This window comes from Amycolatopsis sp. NPDC005232 (assembly GCF_040607795.1).
Classification (GTDB): domain Bacteria; phylum Actinomycetota; class Actinomycetes; order Mycobacteriales; family Pseudonocardiaceae; genus Amycolatopsis.
In genome coordinates this window covers 1-13,212 of record NZ_JBEXHL010000076.1, presented here as the reverse complement: position 1 = coordinate 13,212, position 13,212 = coordinate 1, and the positions used below count along the sequence as shown (strand labels likewise).

9 protein-coding genes and 1 pseudogene are annotated in these 13,212 nt (G+C 70.9%); 9 read left to right on the top strand and 1 reads right to left on the bottom strand.

Translation table 11 applies throughout. The features are described from left to right. The 8 genes and pseudogenes from ABZU76_RS51180 to ABZU76_RS51145 form a co-directional block, all read left to right on the top strand. Nucleotides 1–5,406, top strand: a 5,406-nt coding sequence (locus ABZU76_RS51180; RefSeq protein ID WP_354885689.1) for an RHS repeat-associated core domain-containing protein, incomplete at its 5' end; no start/stop codon positions are given. A 163-nt stretch (nt 5,407–5,569) separates the two neighbouring features. Next, the gene (locus ABZU76_RS51175) at nt 5,570–5,812 is read left to right on the top strand and encodes a hypothetical protein (protein ID WP_354885686.1); all 243 of its coding nucleotides are present in this window, start codon (nt 5,570–5,572) and stop codon (nt 5,810–5,812) included. A 327-nt stretch (nt 5,813–6,139) separates the two neighbouring features. Then, nucleotides 6,140–7,492 carry an MFS transporter gene (locus tag ABZU76_RS51170; RefSeq protein ID WP_354885683.1) on the top strand — a complete coding sequence of 451 codons (1,353 nt, stop codon included), beginning with the start codon at nt 6,140–6,142 and terminating at the stop codon, nt 7,490–7,492. Beyond that, nucleotides 7,492–8,511, top strand: coding sequence for an alcohol dehydrogenase catalytic domain-containing protein (locus tag ABZU76_RS51165; RefSeq protein ID WP_354885692.1), 1,020 nt, complete (start codon nt 7,492–7,494; stop codon nt 8,509–8,511). Before ABZU76_RS51170 ends, ABZU76_RS51165 begins: the two co-directional genes overlap by 1 nt. Continuing rightward, the gene (locus ABZU76_RS51160) at nt 8,508–9,476 is read left to right on the top strand and encodes a CoA transferase (RefSeq protein WP_354885680.1); all 969 of its coding nucleotides are present in this window, start codon (nt 8,508–8,510) and stop codon (nt 9,474–9,476) included. The genes ABZU76_RS51165 and ABZU76_RS51160 overlap by 4 nt, the downstream gene beginning before the upstream one ends. Before the next feature lies 1 nt (nt 9,477). Continuing rightward, complete coding sequence (locus tag ABZU76_RS51155; RefSeq protein ID WP_354885677.1) at nt 9,478–10,005, top strand: type II 3-dehydroquinate dehydratase; 528 nt, start codon at nt 9,478–9,480, stop codon at nt 10,003–10,005. Nucleotides 10,006–10,089: 84 nt separating this feature from the next. Next, nucleotides 10,090–10,878 carry an IclR family transcriptional regulator gene (locus ABZU76_RS51150; protein WP_354885674.1) on the top strand — a complete coding sequence of 263 codons (789 nt, stop codon included), beginning with the start codon at nt 10,090–10,092 and terminating at the stop codon, nt 10,876–10,878. Nucleotides 10,879–10,929: 51 nt separating this feature from the next. Next, nucleotides 10,930–11,711, top strand: a pseudogene (locus ABZU76_RS51145) (IS5 family transposase). A 201-nt stretch (nt 11,712–11,912) separates the two neighbouring features. On the opposite strand, the gene ABZU76_RS51140 reads toward ABZU76_RS51145, so the two are convergent. Next, nucleotides 11,913–12,347 (bottom strand): VOC family protein, encoded by a 435-nt coding sequence (locus ABZU76_RS51140; RefSeq protein ID WP_354885671.1) that lies wholly within the window; start codon nt 12,345–12,347, stop codon nt 11,913–11,915. 216 nt (nt 12,348–12,563) lie between these two features. Between ABZU76_RS51140 and ABZU76_RS51135 the strand changes: the two genes are divergently transcribed. After that, nucleotides 12,564–13,148 carry a DUF1062 domain-containing protein gene (locus ABZU76_RS51135; protein WP_354885668.1) on the top strand — a complete coding sequence of 195 codons (585 nt, stop codon included), beginning with the start codon at nt 12,564–12,566 and terminating at the stop codon, nt 13,146–13,148. Nucleotides 13,149–13,212 lie beyond the last annotated feature (64 nt).

Here is a 13,212-nt window from a genome sequence, read left to right as displayed (position 1 = left end):
GCGTCGCAGATCACCGGCCTGGTCACCAAGCTGGTCAAGGCGCTCAAGGCGCTGGTGCCGTTGCTGAAGAAGGCCGGGACGCTGTTCGAGGACGCGGGGAAGGCGTTCAAGGGCCTCAAGGGCGGCAAGGTCACTCCGCCGCCGAAGACGAAGGACCTCTCGGGCACCCCGAAGGCGCCGCCGGTGAAAACCCCCGGCGGCGACGGTGGCGGCACGCCCAAGGGCGGCGGCTACGAGGGCACGCCGAAGGACTACACCCCGCCCCCGGGCAAATCCGGGGCGGACGACTCCACGAAGAGCTCCGGCTACGAGGGCACGCCCAAGGACTACACGCCGCCGCCCGGCAAGACCGGTGGCGACGACTCCGTCACGCCCTCGGGCGACCACAGCACAACGCCGCCGAACGACTCCACCCACACTTCCGGCACCGGCGGCGGCACTGGAGGCGGCACCGGCGGAGGCGGTGGCGGCACCCCGCCGCCGCCCGCGAAGGCAGACCCGCCGCCCCTCGACACCGACGCAGGATCGTCGGGCGGCGGCGGCTCGCTCGGAGGCGGCGGTGGCAGCTCCAAGGGGCCGGCGGACACCCCGCCGCCCTCGCCCAAGCCGGAGAACCCGCGCAACACCGCGGTGGACAAGGACAGCCTGGTCTGCAAGTCCGACCCGGTCGACGTGGTGCGCGGCGCCGTCGTGCTGGAGCAGGTGGACCTGCGCCTGCCCGACCCGCTCGTGCTGGAGCGGCTGCACCTGTCGACCTACCGGGCCGGGCAGTGGTTCGGTCCGACGTGGACGTCCACTGTGGATCAGCGCCTCGAGCTCGACTCGCGCAACGCCACCTTCTACTGCGCAGACGGCACGATCCTCGTCTACCCGCTCCCCGCGGTCGGCTCGCCGGTGCAGCCGGCGGAGGGTCCGCGCCGCCCGCTGAGCGTCGACGAAGAAGGCACGTACGCGGTCACGGATCCCTTGCGCGGCACGGAGTTGCGGTTCGGCCCGCTCCTGGGCCGGGGTGGCGACTACCTCCCGGTGTCGGCGATGTTCGGCGCCGCCGGTGACCGCGTCGAGGTGGAGTACGACCAGTTCGGCGCGCCGAAGGTGCTGAAGCACACGGGCGGCTACCTGGTCGAGCTCGACTCGGACGCCGGGCGGATCACGGCGATCCGGGTGGTCGATCCGAAGAAGAACCTCACCGTCCTCGCCCGCACCTTCGGCTACGACGAGCGCGGCCGCCTGACCCGGGTGATCAACTCCTCGGGCCTGGCCGAGACGTACGACTACGACGCGGACGGGCGCATCACCGGCTGGCAGGACCGCAACGGCGTCTGGTACCGCTACGTCTACGACACCGAAGGCCGCTGTGTGCGCACCGTCGGCGACCGCGGGTTCTACGACGGCCAGTTCGCCTACGACCGCGAAAACCGCGTCACCACCTACACCGACTCCCTGGGCCACCGCACCGAGTTCCACGTCAACGAGGCCGACCAGGTCGTGCGCGAGGTCGGCCCGCTCGGCGAGACGACGGTGTCCACTTGGGACCGCTACGACCGCCTCCTGTCCCGCACCGACGCCCTCGGCCGCACGACCGCGTTCGAGTACACCCCGGAAGGCCTGCTCGCGGCGATCGTCCGGCCGGACGGGACCCGGGCCGAGGTCGAGTCCGGAGTGGACGGTTCACTGACGCTCACCGTCACCAGCGGCGCGCGGACCTACCGGCGGGTGTACCCGGCCGGGACGGCGCCCGACCTGCTCGCGGTGCGCTCCACGGCGGGCGCGGAGTTCCAGCAGGACCGGCAGCGAGGCGCCGAGGTCGCGCCGGCCCCGGTCGAGGACCCCGTGGAGCGCGACCTGTTCGGCCGTCCGCGCGTGGTTACCGACGCCTCCGGCGCCCGGACCCGGCTCGGCTGGACCGTCGAGGGCCGTCGCGCCAGCCGGATCGGGCCGACGGGCCGGCAGGACGAGTGGCGCTACGACGCCGAGGGCAACGTCGTCGAGCACGGCGGCGACCGCTACGAGTACGGCCCCTTCGACCTGGCCGTCGCGAAGATCGACGCCACCGGCGCCCGGACCGCCTACGAGTACGACACCGAGCTGCGCCTGACCCGCGTGACGAACCCCGCGGGCCTGAGCTGGTCCTACACCTACGACGCCGCCGGGCACACGGTGTCCGAGACCGACTTCGACGGCCGCGCGCTGCGGTTCGAGTACGACGCCGCGGGCCAGCTCGTGAAGTCGGTCGACGGCCTCGGCGCGGCCACGACGTTCACCTACGACGCTCTGGGCAACGTGGTCGAGCGCCACACCGCCACCGGCGTGACCAGCTACGCCTACGACCCCGTCGGCTTCCTCGTGCGCGCCACCGAAGGCGACAGCGTGGTGGAGATCGAGCGCGACGAGTTCGGGCGCGTTGTGCGGGAAACCGTCGACGGCCGCGCGGTCGCCTACTCCTACGACGAGGTGAGCGTCCGGCGCCACACCCCGTCCGGAGTGGACAGTGCGTGGACCTACGACGCCACCGGCACGCCGGCGTCGCTGCTCGTCGCCGGGCAGGTGGTCTCGTTCCGACACGACGAGGCCGGCCGCGAGGTCGAGCGCACCACCGGCGCCGGCACCACGCTCACCCAGGCGTTCGACGCCGAGCACCAGCTGACACAGCAGGTCGTGACCGCGCGCGACACCGCCCGCGTGATCCAGCAGCGCGGCTACCTCTACCAACCCGACGGCCGCCTCGTCGGCGTCGACGACGCGCTCTCCGGGCCGGTGCGATTCCGGCTCGACCCGGCGGGCCGCGTCACCGACGTCGCCGCCCCGGGCGGAACCGAGAGCTACCGCTACGACCCGGCCGGCAACATCGTCCACGCGCAGCTGCCGGCCGCCGAGCTCGGGCCGCGCCACTACACCGGCAACACGCTGGCCGCCGCGGGCCCGGTCCGTTTCGGCTACGACGCGCAGGGCCGGCTGACCACCCGCAGCGACCCGAGCGGCACCTGGACCTACCACTGGGGTCCGCTCGACCGTCTCCTCGGCGTGCGGACGCCCCAGGGTGCCGAGTGGCGCTACCGCTACGACCCTCTCGGCCGTCGCACCGCCAAGCAGCGCCTGGCGCCGGACGGCAGCGTCGCCGAAGAAGTCACGTTCGCCTGGAGCGGGCAGCTGCTCGTGGAGCAGGTGCACCGCGACGCCCACGGCCGCGAGCTCGTGCTCACCTGGGACCACTACCCCGACAGCACGCGCCCGGTCACGCAGACCGAGCACCTGGGCACCGGGGTGCGGTTCTTCTCGTTCGTCACCGACCAGATCGGCACGCCGGTCGACATGGTCGACGCCCACGGGGTCGTGGCCTGGCACGCCACCACGTCGCTGTGGGGCCGCGTAACGCCGAGCCGACCCGGCAGCGTGTCGACGCCGCTGCGCTTCCCCGGCCAGTACGCCGACGACGAGACCGGCTTGCACTACAACGTCTTCCGCTACTACGACCCGGGCACCGGCCGCTACCTCAGCCAGGACCCGCTGGGGCTCACGCCCGCGCCGAACCCGATCGCGTACGCGCCCAACCCGCTGTTCGAGGCCGACCCGCTCGGCCTCGGCTGCGCCAGCAGCAAGCTGGCCGAGGAGACCGACACCCCACCCCCGACCCCTGCTCCCCCGCCCCCGCCGCGCGCCAACGCCGGCAACGACGCCACGCACGTCCAGAACTCCAACCCGGCCACACCCGACCCGGCCCCGGCGCCGCCTCCTTCTCCTCCGCCGCCCCCGCCACCACCGGTGCCGAACATCGGCGGCTCGAAGCTGGGTGGCGGCGACGCCGCAACCCAGCCGCCGCCCACGCGCGGCCTGGGCGACGACACGAAGCCCGCCGGGTCGAGCGACGCACCGCCGCCCCCACCACCGCCTCCGCCGCCCCCACCGGGCCCGAAGCCGAACGTGGGCGGCGACTCGAAGCTGCCCGGCGACGGCGACACGACCTCCGGCAGCCACACGGGTGGCAGCGACGGAGCACCCCCGCCACCACCGCCACCACCTCCGCCACCGCCCGGTGGCCCCAAGCTGCCCGGAACCAGCGACACCACACCCTCCGGCAGCGGCCACACCGGCAGCGACGGCGCACCCCCGCCACCACCGCCACCACCTCCGCCCCCGGGCGGCCCCAAGCTGCCCGGAAGCAGCGACACCACACCCTCCGGCAGCGGCCACACCGGTGGTAGCGACGGCGCACCCCCGCCACCACCGCCTCCCCCGCCGCCCCCGGGCGGCCCGAAGCTGCCAGGAAGCAGCGACACGGCACCGCCGGGCCACGGACACACGGGTGGAGACACCGGCGCACCGCCTCCGCCTCCCCCGCCGCCAGGCCACGGCGCGGGCACGCCCGGCGGTGACCACCACGCCGGGTCGAACGACGCCCCGGGCGACCACGGTCACCACGGGAACGACACGACGAGCTCCGACCACCACACCGACACCGACAACACCCCCGGCCACCACGGCGACGACACGCCGACGCACGACCACGGAGACACGACCGGCAACAACCAGCACGACACCGGCCACGACGGCACTGACCATGACGGCACCGGCGGTCACGACGGCACCGGCGGCGATCACTCGCACTCTGGCGGCAACCAGAACCAGCACCGGCCCACCGACTACGAGCCGGCGGCCGATGACCACCCCGGGCACAACCGGCCCGCTCAGGACAACCGGCCGTTCGAGGACAAGTACGACAGCTACAAGGACGAGCTGAACATCGACGGGCCGCAGAAGACGCTCAACATCCCCAACGACCCGAACATCAAGCTGAACACCAAGATCGAAGACCTACCCCCCGGTGTCGCGCACGGCTTCGGGCCGGCCGACCACGGCAAGACGGTCGGCGATTTCATGGGGTACAAGCCGGAGCAGCTCGACGACGTCCACCCCGAGACGGGAAAGCCGTTCGGCGAAACCACAGGCCACGATGCCCTGGGCCTGCAGGGCGGTGGTGGCTACAACCACCACTCCGGCACGATCAACATCAAGGCCGACGAAGGCGACAAGACGCTCTACCACGAGATGGGCCACATCAAGCAAGACCAGCTCGGGTACAACCAGAGCAACACGAACCAGTCCGTGATCGAGTACCACAACGTGCTGCACCACGAGAACAAGTTCAACTTGAACGACCCGCCGCGCACCAGCTACACGCTGGACGAGGTCATCGGCAAGGCGAACCGGAACCGGCGCTGGGACGACATGGTCAACGACGTCAACGGCCTGCCGGACGAGCACCCGAAGAAGGCGCAGACCCAGAACGCGCTCACCGACATCGAGAACGTCCTGAATACCGACCCCAAGTACGCGGCACTCTCCGACAAGATGAAGACGAACCTTGCCAGTGAGTACTTCTGGGGCAAGAAGAACAACAAGTACTGAGCAGCCGGCCGGACCGGGACCTCCGCGGGTCCCGGTCCGGTGACCGCTCACAGCTGCCGCGAGATCACCAGCCGCATGATGTCCGACGTGCCTTCTTCGAGCTTCGCGTCGCGCATCCACTGCTCGACGGGCAACTCGCGGGAGTAGCCCCAGCCGCGAGGGTTTGCACGGCGGCCCAGGTGCAGAAGATCGCGGTCGCCGACGCCTGACGTTTCACCATGGCCCCGTTTTTCGTGGCGGGTTCGCCGGCATCGATGCGACGGGCGGCGTTGAGGGTGAGCAGCCACGCGGACTCGACGGCGTCGACGTCGGCGCCACGTTCGTGATCGGCGCCGGTTCGCTGGTGCTCGGCCTGGTCCTGCTGCTGGTGTGCCGCCGGGTCTACCTCGCCTTCTTTCGCCGCTGAGGAGCGACGAGGAAGGCTTGGAGGAGGCCGAATCCTCTCGCGAGATCTTCGAGTACTACTCCATCGCAGCCCGCTTCTGCTTCGCAACCCACACCCCGGCCGAGCCGATCATCGGCGCCCCCGGTGCCAGGGCGTCTCCTTCACCGGCTCCGAACGCGCCGGCTCCGCCGTGTCTCGCGGCGCCACCCTCCCACACCGGCGGCGCGGTCCGACCCCGCTCTGAGCCTTGTGGCGAAGCCCCCGACGAAGTACCGTCGCCTCATTCGAGTTTAAGAAAGATCTTTCGGTATTTCGAATCGAAGGGACTCGGGGTCAATGGCGACAACGATGAGGGCCACCACGGCGATGGGCAGACGGCGGGTCGCCGTCGCGTGCATCATCGGGAACTTCCTGGAGTACTTCGACTTCGGCGTGTACGGGTTTCTCGCCGTGGCCATCGGGCACGAGTTCTTCCCCGGCGGGTCCAGCGCGGTGGGGCTGCTGAAGTCCCTGGCGGTGTTCGGGGTGGCGTTCGCGGTGCGGCCGCTGGGTGGCGTCGTGTTCGGGCTCATCGGGGACCGGGCCGGGCGGAAGGTGTCGTTGTCGGCGAGTGTGGCGCTGATGGGCGTCGCGACGACGTTGATCGGGGTGCTGCCCTCCTACGCGACGATCGGGATCGCGGCGCCGGTGCTGCTGGTGTTGCTGCGGTGTCTGCAGGGGCTGGCCGTGGGCGGCGAGTGGGGTGCGAGCTCGGCCTACCTGATCGAGACGGCGCCGGCCGACCGGCGCGGGATCCCCGGCAGCTTCCCGTCCATGGCGGCGGCACTGGGGCTCATCTTCGGCGCCCTGCTGTCGCTGACCTTCCAGCTCTCCCTCAGCGCCGCGGCCCTCGACAGCTGGGGCTGGCGCGTGCCGTTCTTCGTCGCGGCGCCGCTGGCCGCCGTCGGCCTCTACGTCCGCCAGCGGCTGGAGGACACACCGATCTTCGAAGAGCTCGCGAAGAGCGACGCGCCGCGCGCGCGGCTGAAGGACGCGCTGCGCCGCGACCAGGCGAAGGCGATCTTCGTGACCTTCGGGTTCTCCTGGATCTGCGGGGTGGGCCTGTACTTCCTCGGCACCTACGTCGTGAACTACCTGACCGCGACCGCGCACGTCGGCGGCACCCGCGCCACGATCCTCACCTCGATCGGGCTCGCCATCTACTGCGCACTGTGCCCGCTCGCGGGCCGGCTGTCCGACCGGCTGGGCCGGCGCCGCACGCTGCTGTTCGGCTGCCTCGGCCACGTCGTGTTCGGCATCCCGGTGTTCATGGCGCTCGGGACCGGGTCGACGCCGGTGGTGATCGTCGCGCTGATCGTGTTCGCGATCTTCCAGGCACCGATCAACGCCAACACCTCGCTGGTGCTCATCGAGATGTTCCCGGCCTCGACGCGGCTCACCAGCGGGGCGCTCGGCTTCAACCTCGGCGTCGGCGCACCGTCGGGCTTCGCGCCGCTGGTCGCCGCCGCGCTGGTGGTGTCGACCGGGCTGAGCTACGCACCGGGCATCCTGCTGGTCGGCGTCGCGCTGATCTGCGGGCTGATCCTGCTGTTCTGGCTGCCGGAGACGGCGGGGCGCGACCTCACGCTCGACGTCGACGCGACCAAGTCCGGCCCCGCCCCGACGATCGCGGGCAAGGTGACCGAGGTCGTGTCGCCGTGATGCGAGCCGCGGTGCTGACGGCGCCGGACCGCTTCGAGGTGCACGACCGCCCGGTCCCCGAACCCACGGCCGACCAGCTGCTCGTGCGGGTGGCCGCGTGCGGGATCTGCGGCCACGACGTGCTGGCACGCAAGGGTTTGCTGGCCGCCAAACCCGGCCAGGTGCTCGGGCACGAGATCGCCGGACGCGTCGAGGCCATCGGTCCCGCCGGCGACACTTCGTGGCTGGGCCGCCGGGTCGCGCTCGTGCAGCGGTTCCCGTGCGGCACGTGCGCCGAGTGCGTGGCCGGGCACACCAACACCTGCCGCAGCGGCCCGGGCTTCTACGGCGAGGACCTGCCCGGCGGCTACGCCGAGTTCGTCCTCGCCGGGCCGATCAACGCGGTCGCCCTTCCCGACACCATCGACGACGCCTCAGGCGCGATCCTTTCCTGTGCGCTGGGCACCGGACTGCATGCGCTGCGACGCACCCTGGCCGCGGCAGGTGACGTCGTGCTCGTGACCGGCGCGAGCGGCGGCGTCGGTGTCCACACGGTACGGATCGCCGCCGCGCTCGGCGCCACCGTGATCGCCCTGACGAGCAGTGACAGCAAAAGACAAGCGCTACTGGACTCGGGCGCCCAGGCCGTGGTGACCGTCGCGGAAGGCGCACCGGCCGTGCGCGCGGCCGCCGCGGACCTCGGCCGCCCGCGCGGAGTCGACGTCGCGATCGAGACCACCGGCACCCCGACGTTCGCGCTGTCGCTGAAAGCCTTGGCGCCGCATGGAAGGCTGGCCGTCGTCGGCAACACCGACCCCGGCGCCGTCGAAGTCCACTTGGGACTCATGATCCTCAAGGAGCTCGAGATCGTCGGCTCGGCCCACGCGAACCGCCGGGAGCTGCTCGACGTCGTCGACCTCGTCTCCAGCGGCAAGGTGACCCCCGTGCCGCCACGGGTCTGGCCCCTCACCGACGTCGCCGCCGCCCACGCCGCCGTCGACTCCGGCGCGCTCGTCGGCCGGGCGGCGGTCCGGCCGTGACCGCCCCGCTGCACGGCATGACCGTGCTCGACCTGAGCCAGCAGCTGCCGGGACCGTACGCGACCTTCCTGCTCGCGTCACTCGGCGCCGACGTCCTCAAGGTCGAGCCGCCCGCCGGCGACCCGGCCCGCCGTTTCGACCCGCCGATGTTCGAGCGCGTCAACGCCGGCAAGCGCAGCGTTTTCCTCGATTTGAAGTCGCCCGCCGACCGCGAACGGCTGCTGGAGCTGGCAGCCGGGTGCGCGGTGTTCGTCGAAGGCTTCCGCCCCGGCGTCACCGCCCGCCTCGGCTGCGACGAGAAGGCGGTCCGAGAGGTGCGCCCGGACGTCGTCTATTGCTCGATCAGCGGAATGGGCCAGACCGGACCGCTGGCGGGCCATCCCACGCACGACCTGTCGTTGCAGGCCATGGCCGGAATCCTCGGCGATGCGGGAGAGTCCGACCGCATCGGCGTGCCGTGGGTCGACCTCGGCACCGCCACCACGGCCGCGCTCGCGATCACCGCGGCGTGGCACGCGGGCGGCGGCACCTTCCTCGACCTGGCGATGCTCGACGTCGCGACGGCCTGGAGCTCGGTCAAACCCCTCGCCGTCGCCGAGCCGGAGGCGACCTACGGCGTCGTCGGGGCCAAGGACGGCTCCGTCGCCCTCGCGCTGCTCGAAGACCACATGTGGCTCCGCCTGTGCACGGCGCTGGGCTGGCCCGCCGACCCGGCCCTGGCCACCTACGCCGAGCGGCGCGGCCACGCGGCGGAGATCCGCGCCCGGCTGGAAACCGCGTTCGCGCAGTACACCGTCGCGGAGCTGATCGCGCTGGCCCACGAGCACGACCTGCCGCTCGGCCCCACCGACGCCACGGGCGATCCGGACACCGTCGACCAGCGGCGCGCCCGGCGCCGCGACGGCAGCCCGGCCGCGCGCCACACCCCGTTGCCGCTCAACCTGATCACCCCGCAGGAGTCCTGACATGTCCCTCTCGCGCTTCCGCGGACCGGACGCGACGCCGTGGCGCATCGGCGTGATCGACGGCCCGAACATGCCCAACCTCGGCCACCGCAGCGAGAGCATCTACGGCCCGATCAAGTCCCTGGCCGACCTCCAAAAGCTGGTGGCCGAGATGGCCGACGAGCTCGGCGTGTCCGTCGTCCCGTTCGCCTCCAACCACGAGGGCGAGATCCTCGACTTCATCCACCGCACCGCGCGCGAGGTCGACGGCTACGTCATCAACCCCGCCGGCCTCACCACCTACGGCGAAGCCACGCGCCACGCCCTCGACGACACGACCAAACCCGTCGTCGAATGCCATTTCGCCAACACCGCCCGGCACTTCGCCGAGGTGACGCCGCCGCAGCTCGTGCAGCAGTCGCGGTTCACCTACACCGCGACCGGCCTGGTCATGGGCCTGCGCCAGTACAGCTACCTCGGCGCGCTGCTGGCCCTGACCCTGGCGCTGGACGACGCGGATTTCCTCGCCGGCGGGACCCGCCGGCACTGATCACCCCGGCCGTCTCGCCACCGGCGACGGCCGGGGATCGGCTAGGCTTTTTGGCGGATGACCAGCGACGAAAGGCAGGGGTGCGTGGCAGCCGACGCAGGAGCGGAACGGTTCTCGCGGGTGTTCGACACGCTCGAGCTGCTCGTCGGGCACCCGGAGGGCATGACGCTCACCGAGATCGTGAAACGGCTCGGGATGCCGGCGAGCAGCGCCCACAACCTGCTGCAGCGGATGGCCGCCACCGACGTCATCGTGGTCTCCGACGACCTGCGCTACTCGCTCGGCTCGCGCGCGGTGCGCCTCGGCATCCGCATCGTCGACGGCCTGGAGGTGCGTGACGTCGCCCGCCGCCCCCTGCAGGAGCTGACCCGCGCGACCGGCGAGGACGTCTACCTCGCGGTGCGCCTGGGCACGCGGGTGTCCTACATCGACCGGTTCCCCGGCACGCGCCCGATCGCGGTCGACATCCGGCTGGGCCAGTCGCTGTTCCTGCACGCCACCGCCGTCGGCAAGCTGTTCGCCGCGTTCCACCCGCCGCTGCACCGGCGGCTGATGGGCGAACCGCGGCCGCGGCTGACCGAGCGCACGCTCACCGAAGAGGCCGATCTCGAGCGCGAGCTGGAGACGATCCGGCGCGCCGGCTACTCCGTGAGCCGCGAGGAAGCCATCCCCGGCGTCGTCGGCTACGGGTTCCCGATCCGCGACGCGTACGGCGAGATCACGGCCGCCATCCACATCTCGGTGCCGCTGGCGCAGATCGACGAGACGCACGAGAAGCTGTTGCTGGACAAGGCTTTCGAGGCAGCCGCCTCGATCGAAGCCGACCTGGGCCGCAGCGGCGCGGACCTGTCGCGGCGCGGCCGCCGGGCCTAGCACCTGTTTCAGAACTTGATCATCTGTGATCAGCACTGAGATGATCTTGGTGTGGGTCGAGGTAGTTTGACCGCCGCTCAGTGGGCGTCGTTGAAGCCGGTGCTGCCGGTAGGCAAGAACCCGGAACGGCCATCGAAGTGAACAAAACGCCAGCTCATCGATGGGGTTCGCTTCAGGGTCCGGACGGGTGTGCCGTGGCGGGACCTGCCCGCGCGGTATGGGCCGTGGCAGACCGTATATGGGCTGTTCCGCCGTTGGCAGCGGGACGGGAATTGGGCACGGATCGTGACCGATCTGCAAGCACGAGCGACTCGCAGGATCTGATCAACTGGGACGTCTCGGTCGACTCGACCATCGCTCGCGCGCACCAGCATGCCGCTGGTGGGCGTAAAAGGGAACGGGCAGAAGGAACCGCCCGGTGGGGTGTGCCACGAGCCGGACGATCATGGCCTCAGACGATCCGGTGGCGGGCTGACCACCCAAGCTGCACCTGTCCGCCGAGCAGGGCCAAGAGTTGCTGTCGGTGGTGGTCACCGCCGGGCAGCGAGGCGATTCCTGCGATTCCAGCCGGTGCTGCAGAAGATCCGGGTGCCTCGCCGCGGCGCGGCCGCCCGCGTACCCGCCCGGACCGGGTCCGGGCAGATAAGGCCTACTCCTCCCGCGCGAACTGTGCCTACTTGTGGAGGTGCGGCATCAAGTGCACCATCCCGGAGAAGAAGTACCAGGCCTTCCACCGGCTCAAAGGCAACCAGGCGATCGCGACCAGGTACGACAAGCTCGCTGTCCGCTACGAAGCCACCGTCCACATCGCCCGCATCAACGAATGGCTATGACCGGCCGATACGCCGACGAAGCGAGAGCCCGCACCGTTCGGGATTTCACCAGAGCTTGGTACGGGCGCGAGTGACGGAAATTCCCGGTACCCGACACCCGATCGCCCGTCTCTGCAGCACCGGGATTGCAGCCACCAGCAAGAGTACCCACTGAGTCGACGCCACTGAGAACCCAATTCTGAAACAGGGCCCAGCACCGCCTCAGTCGAGGCAGAACTCGTTGCCCTCGACGTCCTGCATGACCAGGCACGACTCGTTCTCCTCGTCGGCGACCAGAAGCTGCAGGCGAACCGCGCCGAGCGCGACCAGGCGAGCGCACTCGGCTTCGAGGACGGCGACGCGCTCCGCACCCACGAGCCCGGTGCCGACCCGCACGTCGAGGTGCACCCGGTTCTTGACGACCTTGCCTTCGGGCACGCGCTGGAAGTACATCCGCGGGCCGACGCCGGTGGGATCGCCGCACACGAACCCCGCGTCCTGCTTCTCCGGTGGCAGGGAGCGGGTGAACTCGTCCCAGGTCGCGAACCCGTCCGGCGGCGACGGGACGACGTAGCCGAGCACCTCGCACCAGAACCGCGCGACGCGCTCCGGCGACGCGCAGTCGAAGGTGATCTGGACCTGCCTGACTGACCCCATGGGCCCACCTTAGCGGGACCGCGTTCTCCCCCGCACGCGAAAACCGGTGGAGCGATGCCACCGAGCGCCATTACCGTGCTGCCGAACCACGTTGCCCAGGAAAGGGCGTCCCGTTGTACACGCTGTGAGACCTCCCGAGAGCTGATTCGTCGCGCGTCGCGCCTGTGCGCCGCGCTGACTTTGCTGCGGACTTCTCACAGAAACCGGTGTACTTCTGTGCTCACCCATTGGGTGGTCGAACCCACCCGTTTTCCCGTCCTGCTCCGTCGCTGCACGGCCTGCGGTCACGACCGTTTCCGCGCCAGTGGCAAATTCCGCGTCAACGCAAACCACAAGCTCCTCGACGCCTGGCTCCTCGTGCTCTGCTCCTCGTGCGGAGACACGGCGAAACTGTCGGTCCTGGAGCGGGTGAACGTGCGCTCCGTCCGCCCCGATCTGCTGGAACGCTTGCACACCAACGATCTTGGCCTCGCCGCCGAGCTGCTCCAGGACCCGGTCGTGCTGCACCGCAACCACGTCGCCCTCGACTGGGCCGGCGCCTGGCGTCTCGACACCGGCGGCTCGGACCACCTCGGCCAGGAGGTGATCGACGTTTCGGTGCGCTTCGCCGCCCGAATTCCGGTGCGACCGGCGCGCCTGATCGCCGACGGGTGCGCACTTTCCCGCGCCGAAGTCGAAAGGCTGCTCACCGAAGGAAAGCTCGTTTCGGCGGCCCGTCTGAGCGGCAAGCTCTCCGGCGACTTCACCTTCACGCTGTATTGTCTGCCCCGGCTCCGCCAGGGCGGGCGAGATCGCCTTTGAGCCGGTGTTGGGATCGAGCGGTCGGATCGGCCTGGCGGCCGATCGCACCGCTCGATCCCAACAC

Excerpts from the sequence above, each read along its gene's own strand:
- ABZU76_RS51155 (WP_354885677.1), top strand. The coding sequence starts at position 9,478 with ATGTCCCTCTCGCGCTTCCGCGGACCGGACGCGACGCCGTGGCGCATC.
- ABZU76_RS51165 (WP_354885692.1), top strand. The coding sequence starts at position 7,492 with ATGCGAGCCGCGGTGCTGACGGCGCCGGACCGCTTCGAGGTGCACGAC.
- ABZU76_RS51140 (WP_354885671.1), bottom strand. The coding sequence starts at position 12,347 with ATGGGGTCAGTCAGGCAGGTCCAGATCACCTTCGACTGCGCGTCGCCG.
- ABZU76_RS51170 (WP_354885683.1), top strand. The coding sequence starts at position 6,140 with ATGAGGGCCACCACGGCGATGGGCAGACGGCGGGTCGCCGTCGCGTGC.